Genomic DNA, 26,046 nt, shown 5'->3' with positions numbered 1-26,046 from the left:
CTTAAGCCCTGGACCCGGTACAGGGTTTCGAGGGGTTTCAGGCGGGGTTCGCGCCGTCGCCCGCGGGTGTTCACCGGCGCGGGTTCTCCTGGGTGGATGTGGCTGGTCGAATGTCCGTCGTTCTGGGACCAGGGGCTGGTCCGGCCCCTGGTCACCGAGTCCGGCACGGTCGTGCTGATGTGCGACTCGTGCGAAGCGGTCTGGCCGACGCTGGCCGACTTCGAGGAGATGGAGCACGTGTCGCCGGACGAGCCGGACTGGCTGGTCGGCGCCGGGGTGCACGTCCGGCCGGGCACGGTCCGGTGGGCTTCGCAGCCGGACGTCGAGGCGGCCGGGATGGGCTCCCTGAAGTGGCGGGCGCTGCCTTAGCCCGCGGCGCCGACGGCCTTCGCGAGGCTCGGTGACAGCGGGTACGGCGGCTCGTGGGGCACCAGCTTCACGGCCTTGTGCAGCTGGTCGGTGGCCAGGAGGCCCGAGATGTCACGCAGCACGGGCGTCACGTCGGTGATGGCGGTGATCCACTCCTCGGCGTAGCGGTCGGTGGCTTCGCCGGTCAGGCCGAGCCGGATCGCGGCGAAGTCGAGCGCCGTGTGGTCGAGGTCTCGCTCCGCGTCCCACTGAACGAGCACCGGGCCGCCGTCGGCCGACCGGGCGAGGGCCTGCTCGAAGCCGTCGCGGGTGAGGTCGACGGCCAGGATCCGCTCCTGGCCGGGCTTGCTCCCGTAGCCGGTCGAGGAGGCCACCCAGCGGAACGACGGCACGAGCCACGTCGTGCCGCCCCGCTCCGCGAACGTCTGCTTCGCGAGCGCGGCGTCGGCGACCGCGGGTGAGCAGGCCTGGTAGACCCGGACGGTCGTCTCGGTCTGCGCGGCGCGGACCTGCCGGTCGGGGACCCGCTTCTCTTCGAACATCCCGCCATGCTCCCAGCGCGGGGTGACCTCGGCCACGCGTCGACCCCGGATCCGGCGTGATTGGCGACGAAAGTCGGGTGACCGGATCAGCCGAGGGACCACAGGCGGGCGTAGTAGCCGTTCGCCGCCAGGAGCTCCTCGTGGGTTCCGGTCTCCACGATCCGGCCGTGGTCCAGGACCACGATGCGGTCCGCGCGGGACGCCGTCGCGAGGCGGTGGGCGACCACGAACGTCGTGCGGCGGCGGGCCAGGTGCTCCGTCGCGCGCAGGACCGCGGCCTCCGTGGACGGGTCCAGGGCCGCCGTCGCCTCGTCGAGCAGGAGGACGTCCGGGTCGACCAGTTCAGCCCGGGCCAGGGCCACGAGCTGGCGCTGCCCGGCCGACAGCGACCGCCCGCGTTCGCCCACCGGCTGCAGGAACCCGGCCGACAGGGCAGCGACGCCGTCGAACGCGCCCACCGCCCGGACCGCCGCCTCCACCTCGGCGTCGGACGCCGACGGCCGCCCGTAGCGGACGTTGTCGGCCACCGTGCCCGAGAACAGGTGCGCCTCCTGCGGCACCACGCCCATCCGGCGCCGCAGCCCGGCCAGCTCGTACTCGCGCACGTCCGTGCCGTCGACCCGGACCTCGCCGCCGGTGGCGTCGTAGAAGCGCGCCACCAGCTTCACCGCCGTCGACTTCCCGGCGCCGGTCGCGCCGACCAGCGCGATCGTCTCGCCGGCCGCGACGTCCAGCGAGAACTCCGCCAGCGCCTTGCTCTCCGCGCCGGCGTAGGAGAACTCGACCTCCTTGAACGAAACCTCGCCGCGCAACCGCTCCGGCACCGCCACGGCGTTGTCCGCCGCGGGCACCGACGTCGGCGTCCGCAGCAGGTCGCCGATCCGGTCCAGGCCGACGCGCGCCTGCTGGTAGCCGTCGAACACCGACGACAGCTGCTGGATCGGAGAGAAGAACTGCTGCAGGTACAGCAGGAACGCGAGCAGCACCCCGGCCGACAGCGTGCCCGCCGAGACGCGGTTCGCGCCGGCCACCAGCACCGTGGTCATCGCGAGGTCGGACATCAGCGCGACCAGCGGGAAGTACGTCGCGACGTACCGCTGCGCCCGCAGCCGCGAGCGCCGGTAGTCGTCACTGCGCGAGGCGAACGCCGCCGCGGAACGGTCTTCGCGCGTGTACGCCTGCGCGACGCGCAGCCCGCTGACGTTCTCCTGCATGTCCGCGTTCACGACGCTGACCCGTTCGCGGGCCTCGTTGTACGCCTTCGACGCCGCGCGCCGGAAGATCACCGTGGCCACCACCAGCACCGGCACCATCGCGAGCGCGAACAGCGCCAGCCCGGCGTCGGTGACCAGCAGCGCGGCCGTGATGCCGGCCAGCGTCAGCGCGCTGACGACCGCCGTGGCGAGCCCGGTCTGCAGGAACGTGGAGAGCGCGTCGACGTCCGTGGTCATCCGGGTCATGATCTTCCCGGACAGCTCCCGCTCGTAGTAGTCGAGCCCGAGCCGTTGCAGGTGCGCGTAGCTGCGGACGCGCAGCGCGTACAGCACCGTCTCGCCGACCCGTGAGGTCAGGCGCGTCTGCGCGAACACCACCAGCCAGTCGGCCGCGATCACCGCCGCGCCGATCCCGGCGGCGAGCCAGATCATCCACTCGACACCGGTGCGGACGCCGTGGTCGACGCCGAACTGGTAGAGCCCCGGCAGCGCGATCGACGCCGCCGCGTCCGCCGCCACCAGCCCGATCACCAGCAGCAGGGGCCAGCGGACCGGGCGCAGCAGCCGGGCCAGCCGGAACCGCGGGTCGGGCGCGGTGACGTCCACATCGGACAGCCGCGGCTCGTCGGTGGCGGCCGGGAGCCGTCGCACGCCCTCGATCAGCTCCGGGGTCGGCGGCACGTCGAGGCCGCCGCCCCCGCCGACGAACCCGCTGCTGTTCGGGTCGCCGCTGCGCCGGCGCGCCGCCTCGGCCAGGTCCTCGACCTCGTCGCGCTCGGCTCGCGGCCAGAGCGACGGCGTCACCCCGGCCGGGCCGCAGTCGAGGCCTTCGCAGCGGTGCTTCTCCTCGACGTCGTCACCCGGGCCGGCGATCAGCTCGCGGAACAGCGGGCAGCGCGCCATCAGCTCGGCCTCGGTGCCGACGTCGACGACGTGGCCCTCGTCCAGCACCGCGATCCGGTCGGCCAGTGCCAGGGTGGAACGCCGGTGCGCGATCAGCAGGGTCGTGCGGCTCGCGGTGACCGAGCGCAGGGTGTCGTGGATCGCCGCCTCGGTGACGGTGTCGATGGCCGACGTCGCGTCGTCCAGGACGAGGATCCGCGGGTCGGTGATCAGGGCGCGCGCCAGCCCGAGCCGCTGCCGCTGCCCGCCCGAGAGCGTCAGCCCGCGCTCGCCGACCAGCGTCTCGTAGCCCTCCGGCAGGGCGCGGATGAACTGGTCCGCCTCGGCCGCGCGCGCCGCGGCGACGATCTCCTCGTCGCTCGCGTCCGGGCGGCCGTACGCGATGTTGTCCCGGATCGAGGAGGAGAACAGGAACGCCTCTTCGAAGACCACGCCGATGGCCTGGCGCAGCTGCCGCAGGGGCACGTCCCGGACGTCGAGGCCGCCGACCCGCACCGAGCCCGCGTGGACGTCGTAGAAGCGGGGCAGCAGCAACGAGATCGTCGACTTCCCCGACCCCGCGGTGCCGACCAGCGCGAGGGTCTCGCCCGGGTTCGCGGTGACCGAAAGCCCGTCCAGCACCGGTTCGCTGCGGGTGTACCCGAAGCGGACGCCGTCGAGCTCCACACCCAGCGGCCCCTCCGGCAGCGGCCGCGCGTCGGGAGCGTCGACGACCTCGGGCTGCGCGTCGATCAGCTCGTACACGCGCTCGGCGCCGGCGCGGGTCAGCTGGGCCTGCACGACCAGGCCGGACAGCATCCGGGCCGGGCCGATCAGGGTCGCGAGGTAGGTCGCGAACGCGAGGAAGGTGCCGAGCGTGATCGAGCCGTTCAGCGCGAGGACACCGCCGATGCCGAGCACGGCGACCTGGCCGGCGGCGGGCAGGGCCGCGGTGGTCGCCGTCGGGACCGCGGACAGCTTCGCCGCGCGAAGCCGCTCCCCGAACAACTTGCGCGCGGTCTTCTCGAGCCGGCCCACTTCCCGCGTCTCCTGGCCGAAGCCCTTGACCACGCGAACGCCGGTGACGGTCTCCTCGACCTGCTGCGCCACATCGGCCGCGCGCTGCTGCGCCGACCACGTCGCCGGGAAGAGGCGCTTGCGGCTGCGCGTCACGATGATGCCGACCGCGGGCGTGACGACCAGCGCGATCAGCGTCAGCACCGGCGACATCCACAGCATCGCGACGAACGACAGCAGCGCGAAGATCACCGAGCCGAACGAGAGCGGGATCTGCATCAGGATCCCGGTGACCAGCTGCAGGTCCGAAATGGCGCGCGAGACGACCTGGCCGGTGCGCAGCGCGTCCTGCTTTCCGCCGTCCAGCCGCGAAACCGCGTTGAACACCCGCTGGCGCAGGTCGTGCTGGACGTCCAGCGCGAGCTTCCCGCCGAAGTACCGGCGCAGGAACGCGGTGCCGAACGCCACCAGCTGCAACGTCACCAGCAAGGCCGCGATCCCGGGCAGGGCGCCGGTCTGCCCCGCCACCGCGTCGTCCACCGCCGAGCGCACGAGCAGCGGGCTCGCGGCCTGCACACCGACGCTGAGCACGGCGGCGGTCAGCGACAGCACGACGATCGCGCGGTGCTCCCAGGCCGCGGCGGACAGCCTGCGGACCCAGCCGACGGTCTCGGCAGGTGGGAGCTCTTGACGGGAGCGGGGCGGAGCGAGGGTCACGTTGTCACAGTAAGCGCCGGCACCGACAAAATATTTCCCCGAACGCGCGGAAGGCCACCTCGAGCAGCTCGAGGTGGCCTTCCGGAGACGCCGGGACTACGTGATGTCGCGGCGCTGGTTGCCCGCCCAGCCGAGGCCGAAGAACAGCATCGTCCAGGCGAAGAAGATCAGCGCCGAGGCCCACCACGAGAGCACGCCGGGCGCGCTCGCCGTGTACTGCAGGAGCAGCTGCGCGCCGGAGTCGACGCTGGCGGGCAGGTTGAGCGAGTTGAAGCCGAACGCGTCCGCCGCGATGCCGCCGACGATCCCGTTCGCGGTGCCGTTCGGCAGGATCCCGCCCAGGATGCTGACGTCACCCCAGAGCCAGAACACGATGACCAGGACGTTTTCCACGATCAGGAACCAGATGATGAACAGCACCACCGCGAGCGGCACGTTGCGCAGCACCGCGCCGAACCCGATGCCGAACAACGTCACCAGCACCGACGCGAGGATCGTCCCGCCGAGCGCGGCCAGCCACTGGCCCGTGCTGGGCCACCGGCCCGAGTCGACCGAGGCCATCACCGCGGCCGCCGAGACGCCGAAGCTGATCAGGCCGTAGATCGCGCCCCACGCGACGTAGGTCAGCATCTTCGCGGTCAGCGCGGAGATCCGGTTCGGGGCGGTGAGGAACGTCGTGGTGATCGTCTTGCTGCGGTACTCGCCGGCCAGCGCGAAGATGCCGAAGAGGCCGGGCACGAGCTGCGCGATGTTCACGCCGTGCGCGATCGCGAGCAGGCCCACCGGCACCTTGGCCGGGTCGAGCCCGATCGTCTCGCTGACCTGGCGCGCGTCGTCCGAGCCGAGGAAGTCGGCGAAGTCGTTGGTGATCTTGCCCCAGACGAACGTCAGCCAGAACGCCACCAGCGCCAGCGGGATGATCAGCACCCACCAGGTGTTCAGCGAGAGCGTCTTGCGGAACTCCGCCTTGATCAGGTTGCCCATCACTGCTGCGGACCTCCCCAGTACTGCTGCTGCTGCGGACCCGAGGGCGGGCCCTGCTGGTACTGCTGCGGACCGGACGGCGGCCCCTGGTACCCGGGCGGCGGGCCCTGGTACTGCGGCTGCGGCGGGTACCCCGCCGGCCCGCCGGCGAACTGACCCTGCGTCAGCTGGAAGAACATCCGCTCCAGGTCGGCGTGCTCCTCCTGCATCCCGTACACGGCGATCCCGGCCTTCGCGGCCAGGTCACCGATCTGCTGGACGCTCGACCCGGCCACGGCGACCCGGCCGTCCGGCGTCGGCGACACCTGCTGGATGCCGTTCTCCTGCAACGCCTTCACCAGCGCCGCCGGGTCGGCCGGCTGCACCAGCACCCGCGACTGCTGACCCTTGCGCAGCTGGTCGAGCGAGCCGTAGTAGCGCGTGACGCCCTGGCTGATGATCACGACCTGGTCGATCAGCTGCTCGACCTCGTTGAGCAGGTGGCTCGAGACCAGGACCGTCCGCCGCTGCTCCCGCGCGTAGGACCGCAGGAAGTTGCGCAGCCACAGGATGCCTTCGGGGTCGAGGCCGTTCGTCGGCTCGTCCAGCACCAGGACCTGCGGGTCACCCAGCAACGCCGTCGCCAGCGCCAGCCGCTGCCGCATGCCGAGCGAGAAGCCGCCGGCCTTCCGGTCCGCGGCGCTGCCCAGGCCCACCAGGCCGAGCACGTCGTCCGCCCGCTGGTCCGGCACCCCGAGGGCCGCCGCGTACACCCGCAGGTGGTTGCGCGCGGTCCGGCTCGGGTGGAACCCCTCGTTCTCCAGCACCGAGCCCACGACCCGCGCCGGGTTCCCGAGCTGCGAGTGCGGCCGCCCGTTGATCGTCGCCGTCCCGGAGGTCGGCGTCACCAGCCCGAGCAGCATCCGCAACGTCGTCGTCTTCCCGGCGCCGTTCGGGCCCAGGAAGCCCGTCACCGAACCCGGTTCAACCGTGAAGCTCAGGTTCTGCACCGCGTTGACCGGGCCGAACTGCTTGCTCAGGTTCTGCACCACAATCCGGCCACTGCCGTCGTGCATACCGTCCCCTAACGTTCCCGCTGATGGGGCGTCATCCTGCCCTACCCGCGCCGCCCGCGCGCAGGGAACGCTCGAACCGGTGGAGAGCGACTTTCGTCACGTTCCGCGACCGGTCCGTGGCGGCGCCGGAAGCGGTGCCGGGGCCGTGACCTGAGGATTCAAGGACGGGTGCGGTGACCGGGGTGGACCGGCTCGGCAAAAAATTCGTTCGACTTGCCGACCCGGTGGCGCAAACCCGGCCGAAGCCCTCTAAGCTAGTAACCGGCGGCCCGCTCCCAATGACCCCCAGGTTGGTTGAGCGGGTCGCCCTAGCTTTTTTTGGGCTTCGCCCTCGAACCAGCTCATCCCTGTTGCCCGGGGGCCGAGCCCCCGGACCCCCACGGTGCCTTCGTCGCGGCTTCCAGCGTGGTCCGTCTGCTCCGGGGCCGTTCTGACCTCCCGGTGTGCGATCGTGGCTCGATGCGGATCTTGCTCGTCGAGGACGAACGGCGGCTGGCCGAGGCGCTGCGGGCCGGGCTGAGCGCCGAGGGGTATGCCGTCGACGTCGCCCACAACGGGCGGGACGCTCTCTGGTACGCCGGGGAGCACCCCTACTCCGCGATCATCCTCGACATCATGCTGCCGGGCCTGAACGGCTACCGCGTCTGCCGGCGGCTGCGCGACCAGGGCGACAGCACCCCCATCCTGATGCTCACCGCCAAGGACGGCGAGGACGACGAGATCGAGGCCCTCGACACCGGCGCCGATGACTTCCTCCCCAAGCCCTTCTCCTACGGCGTCCTCCTTTCCCGGCTGCGCGCGCTCATCCGCCGGGGCGGCGCCACCCGGGCGGGGGTCCTCAAACTGGGTGATCTCGAGCTCGACCAGGCCGGCCGGACCTGCCGACGCGGCGCCGCCGACGTCACCCTCACCGGCAAGGAGTTCGCCCTCCTCGCCTACCTCATGCACCGCCCCGGCCAGGTGGTCACCAAGGCCGAGCTGCTCGACAACCTCTGGGACTTCGCCGCCTCCGCGACCGCCAACCTCGTCGAGGTCCACGTCAGCGCGTTGCGCCGGAAGCTCGGGAGCGAGACCATCCGGACCGTCCGTGGCGCTGGGTACCTCGTGGTGGCTTCCGGTGCGTAGGTTCTTCCGCTCGACCCGCTTCCGGGTGGCGTTGACGGCGTTCGCCGCCTCCGCCGTCGCGCTCGGCGCGGTGTCCGTGTGGTTCGTGTTCCAGGCGGAGGGCCGCCTCCGCAACGCCGCCACACAGCTCGCCGACGCCCACGCCGACGCGGTCGTCCAGCTCCTGAACACCGGCGCCCGGCCCGCCGACCTGCCGCTGCTCGTCCGTGACTCGATCTACGAGGTCACCGACCGCGCGGGCAAGCGCGTGGCGGCCTGCCCGGCTCTGCTCGACGCGACATTGGCCGCCTATGACGCCGATGTCACGCTCTCGCCGTCCGGGTTCGACCGCGCCGGCCAGGACTCCGTCCCGTGCGCTCCCGAGCTGGCCGACCTCGACGAGGACATCGTCCTGCACGTCGTCCACGCCGACAGCGGCGACAGCGCGTACGACGTCTACGCCGGCGTAGCGATCGACCCCGAGGGCCAGGCCGCGGTCGACTCCGTCCGGACGGTTTTGACGGCCGGCGTCCCCGCGGTCGCGCTGCTGATCGGCGTGATCGCGTGGCTCGCCGTCCGCCGGTCGCTGCGGCCGGTCGAGGCCATCCGCGGCGAGGTCGCGGAGATCGGCGCGCACGACCTGAGCCGCCGGGTGCCGGCCCCGCGCAGCGGCGACGAGATCGCGCGCCTCGCCGGGACGATGAACACCATGCTCGCGCGGCTCGACGAGGCCGTGACGCGCCAGAGCCGGTTCACCTCCGACGCGTCGCACGAGCTGCGCACCCCGCTCGCGTCGCTGCGGACGCAGCTCGAAGTGCTGCTGGCCCACCCCGACCGGCTCGACTGGCGGCAGTCCTGCGAGAACGCGCTGCTCGACGTCACGCGGCTGCAGGACCTCGTCGCCGACCTGGTGCTGCTCGGGAAGCTGGACCACGCGGGCCCGGACCGGCTCGAGCCGGTGGCACTGTCCGAAGTGGTCGAAGCGGCCGCCGCCGGCCGGGCGGAGATCGAGGTCGCCGGGACGCCGGTGGTGCACGGCCACCGGTCGCGCCTGGAGCGGCTCGTCCGCAACCTCGTCGACAACGCCGAACGGCACGCCGACTCCCGGGTGGCCGTCACGGTGTCCACTGTGGACGGCCAAGTCGTGCTGACGGTCACCGACGACGGTCCCGGCATCCCGGCCGAAGACCGCGAGCGCGTCTTCGACCGCTTCGTCCGCCTCGACGACGCCCGCGCCCGCGACGAGGGCGGTTCGGGCCTCGGCCTGGCGATCGTCGCGGACATCGCCCGCGCGCACGGCGGCACGGCGTCGGTCGAAGAGGGCAGCCGGTTCGTCGTCCGGCTTCCGGAGCTGAAGACGTCTTAAGCTCGCTTCAGGTCCGGTTCAGCGTCCGCGGCCGACGCTGCGGTCATGATCAATCGTCCCTGGTGGCGGCCGCTCGGCCACGCCGAGTACCTGGCGTCGTCGTGGTTCCCCGGCCTCACCGGCCTGCGCGCGCTCGCCGCGCTGGCCGTCGTCTTCTTCCACTACGGCGGCCCGGTCGTCGACCGGCTGCAGGGGTGGATCGCCGTGCAGCTGTTCTTCGTGCTGTCCGGTTTCCTCATCACCACGCTGGCGCTGCGCGAAGAAGACCGCACCGGCAGCATCTTCCTGCGCGACTTCTCCGTCCGCCGCGTCTTCCGGATCATGCCGGTGTACTTCCTGCTGCTCGGCCTGACGGCGCTGGCAGTGACGTTAACCGGCGTTTACCAGAGCAGCCGGCTCGCCGACGCGATGCCGTTCTACCTGACCTTCCTCAACGAGGTCGTCGACTTCAACACGCCGTACCCGACGTCGTGGTCGCTCGGGGTGGAGGAGAAGTTCTACCTCGTCTGGCCCGCTCTGCTCGTGCTGACGGCGCGCACCGGCAAGACCGCGCTGCGCCTGCTGATCGGCGCCGGCGCGCTGGGCGTCGTGCTCGGGGTGCTGCCGCTCGCGCCCGCACACCAGTGGGCGAGCCTCTCGGTGCACTACGGCTCGCTGGTCGTCGGCTGCCTGCTCGCGCTGGCGCTGCACCACCCGCGCGGGTTCGCGGTGCTGCGGCCGCTGACCAGCCCGGCCGTGGCGGCCGGCGTGGCGCTCGGCTTCTGCGTGCTGCAGCTCTCGGTCAAGCCGCTCGGGCAGTCCTTCGGCGGCCACTGGCAGTTCGTCGTCCCGGTGTACGCCGGGGGATCGGCGTTGCTGCTCGTGGCGGCGATCTCGCAGGGCCCGGTCCGGCGGCTGCTCGCGAGCCGTCCGCTGAAGTTCGTCGGCGACCGGTCCTACGCGCTCTACCTCGCGCAAATGGGCGCGGCGGGCGTGACCGGGCTCCTGCTGCCGACGGGGCTCGGCAAGGCCGTCGCGACTTCCGCCGTCGCGCTGCTCTTCGCGTGCGGCCTGCGGAGGTGGGTCGAGCTGCCCGCCATCGCGTACGGGCGCCGGCTGCTGCGGAAAGGGGAGCGGGCCCCTGCCGGAGAACGACAGGGGCCCGCTCGGGTGAGGTAGGTCAGGCGAGGACGGTGTCCAGCGGCGTGTGCGGCAGGTCGTGCGCGACCGCGACCGGGCCGTTGGTCAGGGCGCCGGCGTGGGTGTTGAGGCCCTTGGCCAGCGCGGCGTCGGCCTGCAGCGCGGCCTTCCAGCCGTGCTCCGCCAGCTGCACCGCGTAGGGCAGCGTCACGTTCGTGAGGCCGTAGGTCGACGTCCGGGGCACCGCGCCCGGCATGTTCGCGACGCAGTAGAAGACGGACTCGTGCACGGTGTAGGTCGGGTCGTCGTGCGTGGTCGGGCGCGAGTCGGCGAAGCAGCCGCCCTGGTCGATCGCGATGTCGACGAGCACACTGCCGGACTTCATGCGCGCGACGAGCTCGTTCGAGACCAGCTTCGGCGCCTTCGCGCCCGGCACCAGCACCGCGCCGACGACCATGTCGGCCTGCAGCACGGACTCCTCGACCGACAGCCGGTTCGACGTCACCGTGCGGATGCGGCCGCCGAAGTCGTTGTCGATCTGGCGGAGACGGTCGACGTTCGTGTCGAGGATCTCGACGTCCGAGCCGAGGCCCAGTGCGACGCGGGCCGCGTTCAGGCCGGCGACCCCGCCGCCGATGACGACGACGCGCGCCGGGTGCACGCCGGGGATGCCGCCGGGCAGGACACCGCGCCCGCCGCTCGGCTTCATCAGCGAGAACGCGCCGACCTGCGGGGCCAGCCGGCCCGCGACCTCGGACATCGGGGCGAGCAGCGGCAGCGCGCCGTTCGCGGTCTGCACGGTCTCGTACGCGATCGCGGTGGTGCCGGCGGCGAGCAGCGCGTCGGTCAGCGGCCGGTCGGCGGCGATGTGCAGGTAGGTGAAAAGGACCTGGTCGGCGCGCAGCCGGGGGTACTCCTCGGCGATCGGCTCCTTGACCTTGAGCACCAGCTCGCCCTCGGCCCAGGTCTCGTCGGCGGTGGCGAGGATCTTCGCGCCGGCGGCGACGTACTCCTCGTCGGTGATGGACGAGCCCACCCCGGCGCCGGTCTCGACGAAGACGTCGTGCCCGCGGCCGACCAGCTCGTGCACCCCGGCCGGGGTCAGCGCGACCCGGTACTCATGCTTCTTGATTTCACGGGGAACGGCGATACGCACGGTCGGCCTCCTGGGTCGGTCTGCGTCCGGATTTCGGTGCGGTGGTGCCACTCACGGTGAACCACCCGGACGGCGGTGTCATCGTGCTGAGCGAACATTTCTTTGCCGCATTCATGGTTCCGCGCGGACAAGGTCGTTGACTTCGACCGCGCTGGAGGTTGCAACGTGCAGGCATGAGAGCTGTGTGGTTGCGGGAGTTCGGCGGGCCGGAAGCGCTGGAGCCGGGGGACGCGCCGGACCCCGTCCCCGGGCCCGGCCAGGTGCTGGTGGAGGTGACGTTCGCGAACATCACGTTCGTCGAGACCCAGACGCGCGCCGGGACGGGACCGTTCCGTCCGGTGCTGCCGGTCGTCCCCGGCAACGGCGTCGGCGGCGTGATCAGCTCCGTCGGCCCGGGGGTGGATCCAGAGCTGGCGGGGCAGCGAGTGGTCACCGCGACCGGCGGTTCCGGCGGGTACGCGCAGCGCGTCGCGGTCGACGCGGCGGCGGTCTTCCCGGTGCCCGACGCGCTCGCGCTCGACGTGGCGGTGGCGGTGCTCGCGGACGGCCGCACCGCGACTGGACTGGTGCACACGACCAGGGTGCGCCCCGGCGATCGTGTCCTGGTCGAAGCGGCGGCGGGCGGTGTCGGCAGCCTGCTGGTGCAGCTCGCGAAGGCGGCGGGCGCCGAGGTGGTCGGCGCCGCGGGAGGTCCGGCGAAGCTGGGGCAGGTGCGCGAGCTCGGCGCGGACGTCGCCGTCGACTACCGCAGCCCGGACTGGACCGCGGGGATCGGCGAGCTCGACGTCGTCTTCGACGGCGTGGGCGGCGCGATCGGCACGGCGGCGTTCGGCCTGCTGCGCCGCGGCGGCCGGATGGCGATGTACGGCCTCGCGGGTGGCGCGTGGGCCGAAGTGCCCGAAGAGGAAGCCGCGGCCCGCAGGGTTTCCCTGGTCCGCTCGCTCGGCGGGCCGGCGGAGATGCGCGCGTTCACGGAGTCGGCGCTGGCCGAAGCCGCGGCAGGCCGGCTGACACCGGTGATCGGCCAGTGCTTCCCGCTCGAAAAGGCGGCCGACGCCCACGCGGCCATCGAGTCCCGCACCACGCTGGGGAAAACGCTGCTGGTCGTGTGAGCTAGCCGGTCGGGTGGGTCAGGTAGACGCGGTCCGCGGCGCCGGACTCGACCGGCTCCCAGCCGAGCTTCTCGTAGAAGCGCAGGGCGCCGGCGTTCTCGGGGTTGACGGCGAGGTGGCACGACTTCGCCCCGGCCGCCGCGACCGAGGCGAGGAACGTGTAGATCAGCGCCCGCCCGTGGCCCGCGCCGCGTTGTCCGGCGAGCAGGTTGACGTGCAGGTGCGCCGGGTGCGCCGCCAGCTCGGGCCGGAGCTGCCGCTCGGGGTGGAACATCGTGTCGAGCCGCCGCTCCTCCTCAGTGCGCGGCGGCTCCGGCGGCGGCTGGTAGCGCTCGCGCAGCTTCGGCAGCCACTGCTCCTGGTAAGCGGCGACCAACTTCGCCGTGTCGGCCGTGCCGATCACGTACCCGGCCACGCGCCCGCCGTCGTCGAGCACGTAGGCGTGTTCAGGTTCGAAGAAGAGGTACGGCCCGGCGGCGGTGTCGGGCACGAGGTCGTCGGTGCGGTACCGCCCGCGCACCCCCGCGCCGGCGGCCGCGGTGTCGACGCAGATGGCATAGACGGCGGCCCGGTCGCGGTCGCGGTAGGGCCGGATCTCAGTGGTCAACGCGAGGCCTCCAGGGTCTTGATCACCACTGTGCCGTCAGCTCCAGCGCAGCGCCACCAGCTGCGTGAGCAGCGCCAGCCGCACGTCGGGGTCGTCGAGGTCCAGCGGCACCAGCTCCAGCAGCTTCCGCATCCGGTAGCGCAGGGTGTTGGGGTGGATCCGCAGCTCCCGCGCCGCCGCGCGCGGGTCGCCGGGGTGCCGCAGCCACTCGTACAGAGTCTCGACGTAACCGGCCTTCGCTGCTTCGTCGTGCACGCGCAGCATGCCCAGCGGGCCGAGCTCCGCGACCTTCGCCGCAGCGGCCGCCGTTGCGCCGCGGTGGAGCGTCAACGCCGTCCAGGCCTCGTCGAAGGTGATGACGCGCTCGTCCAGGATCTCCGCGCGCAGCAGGCCGAGAGCTTCGTCGGCCTGCACACGGGACGCCGAAAGGTCCCCGATCTCGCCGGGCGCGCCTGCCGCGGCGCGCGGAGCTCCGCTACGACGAGACGGTCCCGTCGCGACGAGAGCGTCGCGCAGCTCCGCCCAGCCGCCGGGGCCCGGGCGGTCCGGGACCACGGCGTAGAGCAGCCCGCCGAGCTCGGTCGCCACCGGGCGGCGGCCGATGCCTTGGGAGATCCGCTCGAGCAGCGCGAGCCGCAGACCTTCCGCGTCGCGCCCGTCGCCGCCGGTGACCTCGATGACGACCACGCGGTGCGGCTCGTCGGACAGGTCCAGCTCGGCCATCGCTTTGCGCGGGTTCGCGCGGCCCTCGAGCACTCCGCGCAGCAGCTCTGCGGACGCGCGGCGCTGCGCGTCGGTGTGCGCGCGCCGGCGCAGCAGGTGCAGCGCGACGACGGGGGCGGCGTCGGCGAAGGCGGCCGCGCGCTCGTCGGACACCGGCCCGGCGACCACCGCCCACATCGAGCCGAGCAGCTCGCCGCCCATCCGGATCGGGACGATCAGCCGCGGCAGCGTGCCGTCGCGCTGGGCGGGCACGAAGATCGTCTGCCGGCCACGCGACAGCTCCCGGAACACCCCGCGCGAGCGGAACCGCGCGAGCACGTCGTCGGGGATGCGGCGGCCCATGATCGTGGCGACGCGCGCCGGGTCGGTGAGGTCCTGGCGCGCGGAGTAGGCGAGCACGCGCGAGTTGGTGTCTTCGATGGTCACCGGCGCGTCGACGACGCTCGCGACCGCGTCGGCCAGCCGGAACAGGTCACCCGAGCCGGGATCGAGGTCTTCGGACTCGTCGGCGAGCGCGTCGAGGACGGTCCGCAGCAGCCACACGAGCTGCGCCCAGGACGTCGCCGCGTGTACCTGGATGAGCGCGATCCCGCTGGCCTTCGCGGCCCGTTTCACGGCCGGCTTCCCGGCGACGGGCGGCTTCAGCAGCACCGCGGCGGCGCCCTGTCCGGCGCTCTGCTTCACCAGCTCGGCGGCGTCCTCGGGCCCGGTCGTGGCGACGCCGAGCACGAGGTCCCCGGCGGCCAGGGTGACGGCCCCGCCGGGCTCGGCGATGACCACGTCGGCGACCGCGGGTGAGTCGTCGGGCACCTGGAGCGCGTGGAGCAGCGTCGGCCCCACCCGGTCGACGACACTGCGTACCGACACCACGGCGTCATTCTCGCCGAGAAACTCCTGGACGGCTCGGTAGGGTCGAGCGCGTGACCGATGCGCGGGGGATCGTCGAATCCGGCTACGACAGCTCCGCGGAGCGCTACCTCGAGTGGAGCGCGCGGATCCCGGACGACGCACGGCTGCGGCTCCTCGGCGAACTGACCGACCGGCTCGCGGACGGCGCCGCGGTGCTCGACCTCGGCTGCGGAGCCGGCGTCCCGTGCACCGCGCTGCTCGCCGAGCGGCACGACGTCGTCGGTGTCGACTTGTCGGCAACGCAGCTCGCTCTCGCGCGGCGAAACGTCCCGGGCGCGCGGTTCGAGAAGGGCGACATGACCGGGGTGACCTTCCCGGACGCGAGCTTCGACGCCGTCACGGCGTTCTACTCGGTGCTGCACGTCCCGCGCGACGAGCAGGGCGCTTTGTTCACGCGCATCTCCCGCTGGCTCCGGCCGGGCGGCTGGTTCCTCGCCGCGCTGGGCTGCAGCGAGTCCGACGGCGTCGAGGCCGACTGGCTCGGCACGCCGATGTTCTTCAGCAGCCACGCGCCGGAGGTTAACCGTCGTTTACTTGCCGCAGCGGGCTTCACGCTGGTCGTCGACGAAGTCGTGACCGTGCACGAGCCGGAGGGTGAAGCCACCTTCCACTGGGTGCTCGGGCGCCGTTAGACCTCGTGCGGTTTGCGCGCGTCGATGTCCTCCGGGGTGTACTGCTCGCGCTTGGTCGTCAGCGCCCAGCGGTGCCCGTCCGGGTCGACGACGCGCCCGTAGCGCTCGCCGAAGAACATCTCGGTCACCGGCGCCTCGACCGTCGCGCCGGCGAAGACCGCCCGGCGGACGAGGTCGTCCGGGTCCGCGGTCTCCAGCGTCAGCAGCAGCGGGGTGCCGCCGATCGTCGACGACGCCAGCGCGTCCAGGGCGGCGATCTCCTGGCTCACCAGCAGCCGCGCGTCGCCGACGGCCAGCTCCACGAACAGCACGGTGCCGTCCGGCAGCACCGTGCGGAACAGCTCCACCGCGCCGAACGCCTTGATGTAGAAGGAAAGCGCCGCGTCGACGTCGCACACGAACAGGTGCGGCACCAGGCCGAGCGGGCGGCTCACGCCGACTCCCGCAGGTTCGCGTCGTCGGCCGCGGCAACCAGGCGTCGCAGGAGCGATGCCTCACGCGAAGCGGCTTCGCGGCCGGCCGGGGTTATCCGGTAATAACGTCGTCGGGAGTCCTCGCCCGGGAGCTCCTCGGCCAGGCCGTCGGCGGCCAGGCGGGTCAGCGTCCGGTAGAGCGTGCCGGGCCCGAGCTGGACTTCTCCGCCGGTCACCTCCGCGACGAACCCCATGATCCCGTACCCGTGCGCGCGCCCGCCCGGCCCGTTCGCCAGGGCCAGGAGCACCTGGAACGCCGCGGGGGTCAGCGGGTTGCCGTCGGCCATGCGGGCAGCCTACACTCCGCCCTGGTTATATCCACGGTGGATATATGGAGGCGGGGTTATGCCCATCCAGGGAGTCAGCAAGGTGGTCGTCGGCGTCGAAGACGACCAGGGCCGGCGCTGGGTCGAGGTCACCGCCCCCAACGGGACGATCCTCGTGCTCAGCGAAAGCCCCGAGGATCGTCGCCGGAGTGACAGGGAGCAGCTGCCGACGTCGAACTTCTTCTTCTACGCCGACGACGTCGAGAAGACCTATGAAGAGCTGTCGGCGAAGGGTGTGGAATTCCCCGCGAAGCCGGAGAAGCAGCCTTGGGGCTGGTGGTCGATGTTCACCGACTCCGAGGGGAACCGCTTCGCGCTGCAGCAGCGCGACTGACGCAGCTAGCGCGACAGGACGGCGTTCAAGGCCCGCCACAGCTCACCCGCGGGGTCCTCGACAGCCTCCCGGGCCCGCCAGGCCACGATGCCGTCCGGGCGCACGAGGGACGCGCCGCCGGCGGTAAGTCCGTACCGCGCGGGGAAGACATCGTCGTCGACGACGTGGCAGTCGAGGCGGACGCCGGTCTCGGCCGCGATGTCGGCCGCGGCCCGCTCCCAGCCGCCGTCGGCGCAGAGCAGCACCCACGAGTGCCCGAGCAGGTCCACAGTGGACGCCAGACCGGGCGCGCGGAAGCCGGGACGGCCGGTCGGCGCGAGCACGTCCTCGACGCGCGCGCCGTCGTCCGGCTCCTCCGAGAGCACCGCCGTCGAACGGTAGCGGAACGCGAGGATGGCCGCCAGGGCGTCCACCGGCTCGGTCAGCCCGGAGACGTCCAGGTCGGGGTGCATCCGCTGCTTCATGTTGTGCAGCGAGGTGTCGATGACCATCCGGGCGATCGGCTTCCGCTCGGCCTCGTAGGTGTCGAGCAGCGCCGGGCCCGCGTCGCCGCGCAGCACCGCCGCGAGCTTCCACGCGATGTCCGCGCCGTCGCCGACGGCCGTGTTGCCGCCCTGCCCGCCGGTCGGCGGGGTCACCTTCGCCGCGTCGCCGGCGAGGAAGACCCGGCCGGACCGGAAGCGGTCGGCCAGCCGCGCGGCGATCTCCCAGGAGCCGACCCAGACGATCGCCGGCTCGAGCTCCGGCAGGTCGGTCGCCGCGCGGATCATCGAGACCAGCCGGTCGTGGCCGAAGTCCGCCGGGCTTTCGCCCTTTTCGGGGGAGTAGTCCGGCGCGAAGACGTACCGGTTCGGCACGTCGGTGTTGACCAGCCCGGCCGTGAAGTCGCCGTGCTGCAGGTAGAAGAGGTCGGTCACGCCGGCCTGGACGCGGTCGCCGAGGTCGGCGTCGAACACGACGCCGAGGCAGTGGCTCAGCGCGTCCATCCCGGTGGTCCCGATGCCGAGCCGGGCCCGGATGCCGCTGCGGCCGCCGTCGGCCGCGACGACGTAGTCCGCGCGCACCACCGTCTCCTCGCCGGAGTCGCGGTGCCGCAGGGTCGCGGTCACGCCGTCGTCGTCCTGGACCAGGCCGGTGAGCTCGGTGCGGAACCGCACGCGCGCGCCGGCCTTCTCGGCGTGCGCCAGCAGGATCGGCTCGACGACGTCCTGCCCGGCCATCCCGGCGGGCATCGTCGTGGCGGCCGAGACGTCGAACTCGCTGCCGTCTTCCATCAGCCGGTGCAGGACGCGCCCGGCGAGGCTCGTCGCGACCGTGATCCGCAGCCCCTGTGACGCTCTCGGGCTCGCCGCCAGCACGTCGCGGTCGATTCCTGCCCAGTGGAACAGCTCCATCGTGCGCCAGTTCTGCCCGGCGGCCCGCGAGTGGACCGACGTTCCGGCGTGCCGTTCGACGGTCAGCACGTCCACTCCCTCCTGCGCCAGGAACAACGACGCCGACAGCCCGCCCAGCCCGGCCCCCACGACCAGGACCTGCACCCGCTCCACCATGTCTACCTCCACGCCTGTGAATCTCCCTTACTAAGTATCTTATCTGAAGAGAGATAACTGAAGCAAGGCGCTAGGCTCTCAGGACGTGGGAACGGTTGGGTACTCCGTTCGGCGCAAGTAGCTTCGAGCCGAACGAACCCCTTGAGCCGCAAGGAGAAACCGATGAGCGCGGACGACACCTCGGCGTGGTCCTTCGAGACCAGGCAGATCCACGCGGGCGCCGCGCCGGATCCCACCACCGGCGCGCGGGCCACGCCGATCTACCAGACGACGTCGTACGTCTTCCGCGACACCCAGCACGGCGCCGACCTGTTCAGCCTCGCCGAGCCGGGCAACATCTACACGCGGATCATGAACCCGACCCAGGACGTGCTGGAGCAGCGCGTCGCGGCGCTCGAAGGGGGTGTCGCGGCCCTGGCGTTCGCCTCCGGCTCCGCCGCGACCACGGCGGCGATCCTGAACCTCGCGGGCGCGGGTGACCACTTCGTGTCCAGCCAGTCGCTCTACGGCGGCACCTACAACCTCTTCCACTACACGCTGCCGAAGCTCGGCGTCGAGGTCACGTTCATCGACGACCAGGACGACCTCGAGCAGTGGCGCGCCGCCGTCCGGCCGAACACGAAGCTGTTCTTCGCCGAGACGCTGGCGAACCCGGGCAGCAACGTCCTCGACATCCGCGCGGTCGCCGACGCCGCGCACGAGGCCGGCGTCCCGCTGGTCGTCGACAACACCGTGCCGACGCCGTACCTGGTGCGCCCGATCGAGCACGGCGCCGACATCGTCGTCCACTCGGCGACGAAGTACCTCGGCGGCCACGGCACCACGGTGGCCGGCGTGCTGGTCGACGGCGGCACGTTCGACTTCGGCAAGGACCCGGCGAAGTTCCCGGGCTTCACCGAGCCCGACCCGAGCTACCACGGCCTCAAGTACTGGGAGGCGCTCGGCCCGGGCGCGTACGCGGCGAAGGCGCGCGTGCAGATCCTGCGCGACACGGGCGCAGCGATCGCGCCGCTCAACAGCTTCCTGATCCTGCAGGGCATCGAGACGCTGTCGCTGCGCGTCGAGCGGCACGTGCAGAACGCGCAGGCGCTGGCCGAGTGGCTGGAGCAGCGTGACGAGGTCGAGAAGGTGTACTACGCCGGCCTGCCGTCGAGCCCGTTCTACTCCGCTGCGCAGAAGTACCTGCCGCGCGGCGCGGGCGCGGTCCTGTCGTTCGACCTGCGCGGCGGGGTCGAGGCGGGCCGGAAGTTCGTCGACGGCACCGAGCTGCACAGCCAGCTGGTGAACCTCGGCGACGTCCGCAGCCTGATCGTGCACCCGGCGTCGACGACGCACAGCCAGCTCTCGGCGGCGGAGCAGCTCGCCAGCGGCGTGACGCCGGGCCTGGTCCGGATCGCCGTCGGGCTCGAAGGCATCGAGGACCTCAAGGCCGACCTGGAGGCCGGATTCCGGGCGGCCAAGGCGGAACTGTGACGGGTGAGCCCGTCACCGGCGCCTGGCGGATCGGGGATCCGCCGGGCCGCCGGAAGTTCGTCACCGGCCCCGGCGCGCTCGCGCTGGAGGCCGGTGGCGTGCTGCCCGGCTTCACCCTCGCGTACGAAACCTGGGGAACGCCGAACTCCGACGCGTCCAACGCGGTCCTCGTCGAGCACGCCCTGACCGGCGACAGCCACGCGGCCGGGCCGGTCGAGCCGGGCCACCCCAGCGCGGGCTGGTGGGACGGGCTGATCGGGCCCGGGAAGGCGCTGGACACCAGTGAGCTCTTCGTGGTGGTGCCGAACGTGCTCGGCGGGTGCCAGGGGTCGACCGGGCCTTCGTCGGAGCTGGACGGCGAGCCGTGGGGGAGCCGGTTCCCGGTGGTGACCGTGCGGGACCAGGTCGCTTCGGAGGCGGTGCTGGCGGACGCGCTCGGCATCGAGCGCTGGGCGGCCGTCGTGGGCGGGTCGATGGGCGGCATGCGCGCGCTGGAGTGGGCGGTGACGCTGCCCGCGCGGGTGGCGTCGGTGCTGGTCCTGGCTTCGACGGCCCGGGCGTCGGCCGAGCAGATCGCGTGGGCGGCGCCGCAGCTGCACGCGATCCGCGGCGACCGGGACTTCCACGGCGGTGACTACTATTCGGCGGCTTCGGGGCCGGTGCGGGGGCTCGGGGTCGCGCGGCGGATCGCGCACGTCACCTACCGCAGCGAGCCGGAGCTGGCCCAGCGCTTCGGCCGGTCGTACCAGGGCGACGAGGACCCGTTGCGGGGCGGACGGTTCGCTGTCGAGTCCTATTTGGACCATCACGCCGGGAAGCTGGCGGGCCGCTTCGACGCGAACAGCTACCTGGTGCTGACGGAGTCGATGAACACCCACGACGTCGGCCGCGACCGCGGCGGCGTGGCGGCCGCGCTGAGCCGCGTGACGGCCCGCGCGGTGATCGGCGGGGTGGACAGCGACCGGCTGTACCCGCTGTACCAGTCCGCGGAGATCGCGACCGGGATCCCGGGAACGGCCGAGCCGTCGGTGGTTTCCTCGCCGTACGGCCACGACTCGTTCCTCATCGAGACGGCGCAGATCGCGGCGCTGGTGAAGACGCTCCTGAGCTAGTACGTCGGCGTGCGTACGGGCACGCGCCGCTCCCGCGCGGGTCCCGCCGCGGGATCGTGGCGGCATGCGGAAAGCCTGGCTGATGTTCGCCGTCGCGATCGGGTTCGGCGCGGTGCTCACCTACCCGTACCTGGGCCTCGACATCGAGGACAGCCGCCTCGCCGTGCGCGACGGCCTGCAGTACGCGGTCCTGGTGGCGCACATCTTCACGGCCGCGGTGGCGCTCGTGCTCGGCCCGCTGCAGTTCGTGCCGAAGGTGCGGGCTCGCCGGCATGTCCACCGGACCATCGGCCGGGTCTACCTCTTCGCCGGGGTGCTGCCGTCGGCGCTGGCGACGATCCCGGTCGCGCTCTGGTCGGGCCGGCTCGTCACGCAGCTCGGCCTGACCACCGCGGGGGTGCTGTGGCTGGTCACCGGCGGCCTCGCGTACCGGGCGGCGCGCCGGCGTGACTTCGCCGCGCACCGGGGTGGATGATGCGCAACTACGCGCTGACGTTCCTCGCCGTCACCTCACGCGTCCTCGTGCCGGTGCTCCTGCTGGCGCAGGTCCCGTTCGGCGGCGTCGGCCCGGAGAGCGCGGCCACGCTGATCCCGATCGGCCAGACGCTCGGCTGGGTCGTCAACCTGGCCGTCGTCGAGGTCCTGCTCCGGCGGCGTCAGCGGCCGGTGACCCGTTCTCCCAGGCGCACCAAGCCGTTCGCGACCCGGCGCGACGCGTCGGCGGCGTAGTCGCCGAGCCGCTCGGCGGCCTTGTCGGACAGCTTCGCGACCCGCCAGGCGACGTCGTCCGCCCGCTCGCCCGCTTCGTCGCCCGCCGTGGTGATGCGGTCCGCGAGGCGGCCGGTTCCCGCGGCGAGCAGATCCTTGAGCGCCATGACTTCCCCTCCGCTAGAGCATTCCGGCGCGGCGCCACAGCACCGCGCTGGGGCCGCCGATCAGGTTGTTCTCCCGCAGGAACCGCACGAGCTTCCGCGCGCCGAAGGCCAGCGTCTCCCGCCGGTGCGCGCTGCCCCGCGCGGCCGCCACCGCCGCGCCGGGGTCGATGCCGGCCCGCAGGTACTGCCGCGGCCGCGACAGCAGCCGGGACATCAGCAGCGCGCCGACGGCGACCACGATCCGCGCGAACTCCTTGCGCCACCGGGGCGCGCCGGCCAGCTCGCGGACCAGGTCGTCCCGCGCGTACCGGACGTGCCGCGCCTCTTCGGTGACGTGGATCCGCATCACCGCGCGCACCACCGGCTGCACCGACTCGTCGTCGAGGTGCTCGCGCTGCAGCGCGTCGAAGATCTCCTCGCCGATCAGCGTCGCGACCCACATCGCCGGCCCGTGCAGGATCACCGGGAGCGCCTGCGCGGAGAGCTGCAGCCACCGGTTGTTGCGGTACGGCCGGCCGCCGACGCGCTCGATCAGCGTCGCGAACATCGTGGAGTGCCGGCATTCGTCGGCGATCTCCGTGAGCGCGTAGTGCACGTGCCGGGTGGTCGGGTCCTGGTGGTAGGACGCGCGCAGCAGCATCTGCATCAGGATGATCTCGAACCAGATCCCGACGCTGACGGTGTTCACCAGCTCCTGGCGCGACAGCTCGATCCGCTGCTCCCGCGTCAGCGTGTCCCACAAGGGAGTGCCGTACAGCGAAACCAGCCGCTCGGGGATGAAGAACTGGTCCTCGTTGAGCGGTGCGGCCCAGTGGACGTCGACGTCCGGGTCGTACGAGAGCCGCGCGCTCGACTTGAGCAGCCTCTCGGCCGTCGCTTCGCGATCACCCATCCGTGCCTCCCTGTGTCCTGAAACACTAGAACGCATGAAACAAGTTCCGTCAAGTTGTAAAGTCGCCTAGGGTTGGGGCATGCGCGACCTCCTGAAACACGCGCTCGAAGCCGAGCTGCCCGGCGACGAGACCGCGGAACGGATCATGGGCGCGGCGCTCACCCAGGCCGAGGACTTCGGGCTGCGCCGGTTCACCGTCGACGACGTCGCGCGCCGCGTCGGCCTTTCGCGGGTGACGATCTACCGCTACTTCCCCAAGAAGGACCAGCTGCTCAGCGCATTGGTCCTGCGAGAGATGAAGCGGTTCCTGACGAAGGTCGACGCCGTGCTGGAGGCGCAGGCGACACCGGAGGAGAAGCTCATCGAGGGGTTGAGCTTCTCCCTGGTGTACCTGCGCGGCCACCGGTTGCTGAACCGGTTGCTGCGCACCGAGCCGGAGCTGATCCTGCCGCACCTGACCGTCCAGGCCGGCGGCCTGTTCGCGGCCGCGCGCGAACGCATCGCGGCGCACTTCCACGCGGAGATCGCCGCCGGGCGGCTCAGCCTGCCCGCCGAGGACATCGACGGGATGGCGGAGCTGCTGATCCGGGTCGTGGTGTCGCTGGTCCTGACACCGGACACGGTGCTCCCGGTGGACGACGACGCCGGCCGCCGCCGGCTCGCGGAGCTCTACCTGGCGCCGATCGTGCGGTCCCTGCGGCCGGCCTAGTCCGAGACGGCTTCCGAGATCCAGGGGGCCACCGGCAGGTCGCGGTCCAGGCACTCCACCGACAGCCGGATCGTCCAGCGCAACGCCTGCAGGACGAGGCTGTCCACCTCGTCGGGCGCCGCGTTGGCGAGGGCGATCTCGACCTGCTCCTGCGCCGCCTCGGTGTTGCCGTGGACCTCCGCGAGCAGCGTCCGCACCGCGGTCCGCACCGGCGGGTCGGCCTGGTCGATCGAGACCTCTTCGCCGTCTTCGTCGAAGACCTGGACCTTGACCGGCGCGCTGCCGCCGTCGCCGAGCGTGGACACCATGGCGCTGCACTCGCCGAACAGCAGCAGCATCAGCGCCTTGGTCTCGTCCGCGCGGGCCTGCGGTTCGACGGCCGTCGGGGCGACCTCGACGAGGGCTTCGGCGTCGTCACCGACGCTCAGCGCGGTCAACGCGCGCTGAGCCTTCTCGACGAGCCGCTCGTTCCAGTCCGGGTCCACGTGCCCCATCAAACACCAGCGACGCCACTCGTGGGGATACCTTGATCCGGGTCGGTCATCCGGCCGCGCGGAGGGCACCCAGCGCGAGCCGGGAGAGCAGTTCCGCGAGTTCTGCGTCACCGAGATGGCGGTTGTACGGTGTCGAGTTGATCAACCCGAACACGGCGTGTGCCGCCGACCGCGCCTGCCGTTCTCCCAGTTCCGGCATGGCTTCGCGAATCGCGCGGACCCACACCTCGACGTACTGGCGCTGCAGCGCGCGCACCTGCTTGCGGTCGGCGTCGGTGAGGTTCGCGAGGTTGCGCTCCTGGACGGTGATCAGCGCGGGGTGCGCGAGCGCGAAGCCGACGTGGAACGCCACGAGCCCGGTCAGCGTGTCGTCCCGCGAGCCGGGCCGGTCCGCCCACGCCGTGCCGCCGTCGAGCAGGTAGCGGCTGATCGAGTTCAGCATCTCGCCGAGGATCGCGTCCTTGCTCCGGAAGTGCCGGTAGAGCGCCGGGCCGGAGATGCCGACCGCGGCGCCGATGTCGTCGATGCCGACACCGTGGAAGCCGTGGTGGGCGAACAGCTCGGCGGCCGCGGCCAGGATCTGTTCACGTCTGCTCGCCTTCTCGCCGTTCACGAGTGGCGTGGGGTTGGCCGGCATCCGGCCATATTACGGCCGGAAGTTAGCGATCGCTAACTTCTCGCGGGTTGTGACGCTGGTCACGACCCGGTGTACCCGGAGTGGATCGCCGGTGGACCTCCCGGAGCGAAGCTGCGGACCGGCACATCGGGAGGCGGCTATGGAGAACGGTGACGGGGTCCGGCGAGCGGTGCTGTACACGCTGTCCGGCGGGTTCGTGTCGGTGGCGTTCGCCCTGCTGGGGGCAGCGGCGGCGGAGGCGAAGACGATCCCGGACGGGGCATCCGGCGCCCCGGCGCCGAAGGACACCGCGCTCAAGGTGGCGAGCGCGGTCCCGGGCATGGGGGTCCTGAAGGCGGCGGACGCGGCGCGGAAGGTGACGGAGTCCGCGGCGGCTCCGCCCAAGAAGAGCACACCGGTGAGGGACGCGGCTGCCAAGGCCGGGTCGTCGGCGAAGAGGGATGCGGCGGTTCGGGTCGCGAGTTCGGTGCCGGGGATGGGCGCGGTGAAGGCGGTGGATGCGGCGCGGAAGGTGTCGTCGTCGGCGAAGGCGGGGCAGTCGGGTTCGTCGAAGTCGTCCTCGTCGAAGTCGTCCTCGAAGAGGGATGCGGCGAAGAGGGACGCCGCGATTCGGGTAGCGAGCGCAGTGCCCGGCATGGGCGCGCTGAAAGCCGTCGACGCCGCGCGGAAGGTGGCGGAGTCAGGTGTGGGCAAGTCGCCGGTGAAGGGGGTGCGTTCTGGCGATCGGGCGGGCAAGGATGTGCGTTCGGCGTTGGCTGCGGCGGGGGCGGTGCCGGGGTTGCGTTCGCTGAATGCGGTGCAGGCTGCGCGGAAGGTGGCGGAGAAGCCGGCGCAGCGGGAACGGGCCGCGCTGGCGGCCGCGAGTGCCGTTCCCGGGCTCGGTGCGCTCAAGGTCGCCGGTGAGGCGGCCGCGCACGCGAAGAGCCAGGGGACCGCCGTGCCCGCCCAGCATCGTGTTCCCACCACCGTCGCGGCGTTCAAGACCGACGACGGGTTGCCCCTGCCGCCGCCGTCGCCGATTCCGTTCACGCCCTTCTGCCACGGGGAAGAGGGGTGTGAACGCGGGCAGACCTGGTTCGCGCAGAAGGTCCTGGAACTCGCCGCCGCCGCGGACAAGTACGGCGTGCACGTCAAGTCGCAGGGGCCCGACGCCGACGGTGAGGTGAAGCCGCCCGATCTTCCCCAGGGCAAGATCATCTCCGCCGAAGGGCACGCGGACATCGACCACGGGACCTGGTCCGCCGGCAACGGGGCCATCGGCGGCGAGTACCACGTCGGGGTGAAGGGCGAGGGGACGGTCAGCGTGAGCAAGGAGCGGGTCGGCGCCGACGCCGAAGTGAAGGCCGGGCTCAGCGTCAGCCTCCCGGAGTACACCCTGCCGCTCGGGCCCGTCACGTTCAAGGCGTCGCCCGAAGCCTGGCTCGGGGTGGGCGCGAAGGCCGGAGCGGGCGTCGAGTTCGCCGAGGACGGGAAGGTCCGGTTCAAGACCAAGCAGGGGGTGGCACCGGGGATCGGCGGCTCGCTGGGCCTGGAGGTCGAGGTCGACCCGAAGGCACTCGAGGACGAGCTCTTCGGACACTGAACGGGGGGAAGGGCATGTCCGACCTCGGGTCGACGTTCGACAGCGAGTGACAACCGCCGTGCTCGCTGCCCGGCGCTGCGG

27 protein-coding genes are annotated in these 26,046 nt (G+C 72.2%); 13 read left to right on the top strand and 14 right to left on the bottom strand.

Annotation, left to right across the window (positions count from 1 at the left end; translation table 11 throughout):
* The first annotated feature begins 96 nt into the window (after positions 1–96).
* Positions 97–369 (top strand): hypothetical protein, encoded by a 273-nt coding sequence (locus ACZ61C_RS38465; protein ID WP_465312841.1) that lies wholly within the window; start codon positions 97–99, stop codon positions 367–369.
* On the opposite strand, the gene ACZ61C_RS38460 is transcribed toward ACZ61C_RS38465, so the two are convergent.
* The 4 genes from ACZ61C_RS38460 to ACZ61C_RS38445 form a co-directional block, all read right to left on the bottom strand.
* Entirely contained in the window at positions 366–911 is a 546-nt protein-coding gene (locus ACZ61C_RS38460; protein ID WP_465312887.1) for a DUF4291 family protein, read from the bottom strand. The genes ACZ61C_RS38465 and ACZ61C_RS38460 overlap by 4 nt on opposite strands.
* Positions 912–997: 86 nt before the next feature.
* The gene (locus ACZ61C_RS38455) at positions 998–4,741 is read right to left on the bottom strand and encodes an ABC transporter ATP-binding protein (RefSeq protein WP_465312840.1); all 3,744 of its coding nucleotides are present in this window, start codon (positions 4,739–4,741) and stop codon (positions 998–1,000) included.
* Between the two features lie 96 nt (positions 4,742–4,837).
* A complete protein-coding gene (locus tag ACZ61C_RS38450; RefSeq protein ID WP_465312839.1) occupies positions 4,838–5,725 on the bottom strand; it encodes an ABC transporter permease subunit in 888 nt (295 codons plus the stop codon).
* Complete coding sequence (locus ACZ61C_RS38445; RefSeq protein ID WP_465312838.1) at positions 5,725–6,780, bottom strand: ABC transporter ATP-binding protein; 1,056 nt, start codon at positions 6,778–6,780, stop codon at positions 5,725–5,727. The genes ACZ61C_RS38450 and ACZ61C_RS38445 overlap by 1 nt, the downstream gene beginning before the upstream one ends.
* Before the next feature lie 459 nt (positions 6,781–7,239).
* On the opposite strand from ACZ61C_RS38445, the gene ACZ61C_RS38440 reads away from it, so the two are divergent.
* From ACZ61C_RS38440 to ACZ61C_RS38430, 3 genes are read left to right on the top strand one after another with little or no spacing between them, the layout of a single operon-like run.
* Positions 7,240–7,905, top strand: a complete 666-nt coding sequence (locus tag ACZ61C_RS38440; protein ID WP_465312837.1) for a response regulator transcription factor — start codon at positions 7,240–7,242, stop codon at positions 7,903–7,905.
* The gene (locus ACZ61C_RS38435) at positions 7,898–9,250 is read left to right on the top strand and encodes a sensor histidine kinase (RefSeq protein ID WP_465312836.1); all 1,353 of its coding nucleotides are present in this window, start codon (positions 7,898–7,900) and stop codon (positions 9,248–9,250) included. The genes ACZ61C_RS38440 and ACZ61C_RS38435 overlap by 8 nt, the downstream gene beginning before the upstream one ends.
* Positions 9,251–9,295: 45 nt before the next feature.
* Complete coding sequence (locus tag ACZ61C_RS38430; protein WP_465312835.1) at positions 9,296–10,408, top strand: acyltransferase family protein; 1,113 nt, start codon at positions 9,296–9,298, stop codon at positions 10,406–10,408.
* Between the two features lies 1 nt (position 10,409).
* Here ACZ61C_RS38430 and ald read toward each other — a convergent pair whose 3' ends face one another.
* Positions 10,410–11,525: an alanine dehydrogenase gene (gene ald, locus ACZ61C_RS38425; protein WP_465312834.1), complete on the bottom strand. Its 1,116-nt coding sequence runs from the start codon at positions 11,523–11,525 to the stop codon at positions 10,410–10,412.
* Between the two features lie 173 nt (positions 11,526–11,698).
* Between ald and ACZ61C_RS38420 the strand changes: the two genes are divergently transcribed.
* A complete protein-coding gene (locus tag ACZ61C_RS38420; RefSeq protein ID WP_465312833.1) occupies positions 11,699–12,637 on the top strand; it encodes a zinc-binding dehydrogenase in 939 nt (312 codons plus the stop codon).
* A gap of 1 nt (position 12,638) precedes the next feature.
* Here ACZ61C_RS38420 and ACZ61C_RS38415 read toward each other — a convergent pair whose 3' ends face one another.
* Positions 12,639–13,244: a GNAT family N-acetyltransferase gene (locus ACZ61C_RS38415; protein WP_465312832.1), complete on the bottom strand. Its 606-nt coding sequence runs from the start codon at positions 13,242–13,244 to the stop codon at positions 12,639–12,641.
* A gap of 36 nt (positions 13,245–13,280) precedes the next feature.
* Positions 13,281–14,837 (bottom strand): PucR family transcriptional regulator, encoded by a 1,557-nt coding sequence (locus tag ACZ61C_RS38410; protein WP_465312831.1) that lies wholly within the window; start codon positions 14,835–14,837, stop codon positions 13,281–13,283.
* A 50-nt stretch (positions 14,838–14,887) separates the two neighbouring features.
* On the opposite strand from ACZ61C_RS38410, the gene ACZ61C_RS38405 reads away from it, so the two are divergent.
* A complete protein-coding gene (locus ACZ61C_RS38405; RefSeq protein ID WP_465312830.1) occupies positions 14,888–15,508 on the top strand; it encodes a class I SAM-dependent methyltransferase in 621 nt (206 codons plus the stop codon).
* Here the strand turns inward: ACZ61C_RS38405 and ACZ61C_RS38400 are convergent.
* Together ACZ61C_RS38400 and ACZ61C_RS38395 are read right to left on the bottom strand one after the other, a co-directional pair.
* Entirely contained in the window at positions 15,505–15,942 is a 438-nt protein-coding gene (locus ACZ61C_RS38400) for a VOC family protein (RefSeq protein WP_465312829.1), read from the bottom strand. The genes ACZ61C_RS38405 and ACZ61C_RS38400 overlap by 4 nt on opposite strands.
* Positions 15,939–16,268 carry a PadR family transcriptional regulator gene (locus ACZ61C_RS38395; RefSeq protein WP_465312828.1) on the bottom strand — a complete coding sequence of 110 codons (330 nt, stop codon included), beginning with the start codon at positions 16,266–16,268 and terminating at the stop codon, positions 15,939–15,941. Before ACZ61C_RS38395 ends, ACZ61C_RS38400 begins: the two co-directional genes overlap by 4 nt.
* A 58-nt stretch (positions 16,269–16,326) precedes the next feature.
* Here ACZ61C_RS38395 and ACZ61C_RS38390 point away from each other — a divergent pair, with 58 nt between their 5' ends.
* Entirely contained in the window at positions 16,327–16,641 is a 315-nt protein-coding gene (locus ACZ61C_RS38390; protein ID WP_465312827.1) for a VOC family protein, read from the top strand.
* 5 nt (positions 16,642–16,646) lie between these two features.
* Here the strand turns inward: ACZ61C_RS38390 and rdmE are convergent, their stop codons facing one another.
* A complete protein-coding gene (gene rdmE, locus ACZ61C_RS38385) occupies positions 16,647–18,191 on the bottom strand; it encodes an aklavinone 12-hydroxylase RdmE (RefSeq protein WP_465312826.1) in 1,545 nt (514 codons plus the stop codon).
* A gap of 162 nt (positions 18,192–18,353) precedes the next feature.
* On the opposite strand from rdmE, the gene ACZ61C_RS38380 reads away from it, so the two are divergent.
* The 4 genes from ACZ61C_RS38380 (at position 18,354) to ACZ61C_RS38365 (ending at position 21,505) form a co-directional block, all read left to right on the top strand.
* Positions 18,354–19,664: a bifunctional o-acetylhomoserine/o-acetylserine sulfhydrylase gene (locus ACZ61C_RS38380; RefSeq protein WP_465312825.1), complete on the top strand. Its 1,311-nt coding sequence runs from the start codon at positions 18,354–18,356 to the stop codon at positions 19,662–19,664.
* Entirely contained in the window at positions 19,661–20,776 is a 1,116-nt protein-coding gene (metX, locus tag ACZ61C_RS38375; protein WP_465312824.1) for a homoserine O-acetyltransferase MetX, read from the top strand. Before ACZ61C_RS38380 ends, metX begins: the two co-directional genes overlap by 4 nt.
* A gap of 64 nt (positions 20,777–20,840) precedes the next feature.
* A complete protein-coding gene (locus ACZ61C_RS38370; protein ID WP_465312823.1) occupies positions 20,841–21,251 on the top strand; it encodes a DUF2306 domain-containing protein in 411 nt (136 codons plus the stop codon).
* Entirely contained in the window at positions 21,251–21,505 is a 255-nt protein-coding gene (locus ACZ61C_RS38365; RefSeq protein ID WP_465312822.1) for a hypothetical protein, read from the top strand. The genes ACZ61C_RS38370 and ACZ61C_RS38365 overlap by 1 nt, the downstream gene beginning before the upstream one ends.
* Here ACZ61C_RS38365 and ACZ61C_RS38360 read toward each other — a convergent pair.
* Entirely contained in the window at positions 21,433–21,651 is a 219-nt protein-coding gene (locus ACZ61C_RS38360) for a hypothetical protein (RefSeq protein ID WP_465312821.1), read from the bottom strand. The two genes, ACZ61C_RS38365 and ACZ61C_RS38360, sit on opposite strands and share 73 nt — an antisense overlap.
* Positions 21,652–21,664: 13 nt before the next feature.
* Entirely contained in the window at positions 21,665–22,543 is an 879-nt protein-coding gene (locus ACZ61C_RS38355; protein ID WP_465312820.1) for an AurF N-oxygenase family protein, read from the bottom strand.
* A gap of 79 nt (positions 22,544–22,622) precedes the next feature.
* Between ACZ61C_RS38355 and ACZ61C_RS38350 the strand changes: the two genes are divergently transcribed.
* Positions 22,623–23,252 carry a TetR/AcrR family transcriptional regulator gene (locus ACZ61C_RS38350; RefSeq protein WP_465312819.1) on the top strand — a complete coding sequence of 210 codons (630 nt, stop codon included), beginning with the start codon at positions 22,623–22,625 and terminating at the stop codon, positions 23,250–23,252.
* Here ACZ61C_RS38350 and ACZ61C_RS38345 read toward each other — a convergent pair.
* Both ACZ61C_RS38345 and ACZ61C_RS38340 read right to left on the bottom strand, forming a co-directional pair.
* Positions 23,249–23,746, bottom strand: a complete 498-nt coding sequence (locus tag ACZ61C_RS38345; RefSeq protein WP_364728160.1) for a hypothetical protein — start codon at positions 23,744–23,746, stop codon at positions 23,249–23,251. The two genes, ACZ61C_RS38350 and ACZ61C_RS38345, sit on opposite strands and share 4 nt — an antisense overlap.
* Before the next feature lie 46 nt (positions 23,747–23,792).
* Positions 23,793–24,383, bottom strand: coding sequence for an SACE_7040 family transcriptional regulator (locus ACZ61C_RS38340; RefSeq protein WP_465312818.1), 591 nt, complete (start codon positions 24,381–24,383; stop codon positions 23,793–23,795).
* Positions 24,384–24,522: 139 nt separating this feature from the next.
* On the opposite strand from ACZ61C_RS38340, the gene ACZ61C_RS38335 reads away from it, so the two are divergent.
* Positions 24,523–25,965: a hypothetical protein gene (locus ACZ61C_RS38335; protein WP_465312817.1), complete on the top strand. Its 1,443-nt coding sequence runs from the start codon at positions 24,523–24,525 to the stop codon at positions 25,963–25,965.
* Positions 25,966–26,046 lie beyond the last annotated feature (81 nt).

The organism is Amycolatopsis sp. NPDC104587 (assembly GCF_055583645.1).
This window is presented reverse-complemented; position numbering and strand designations above follow the sequence as displayed.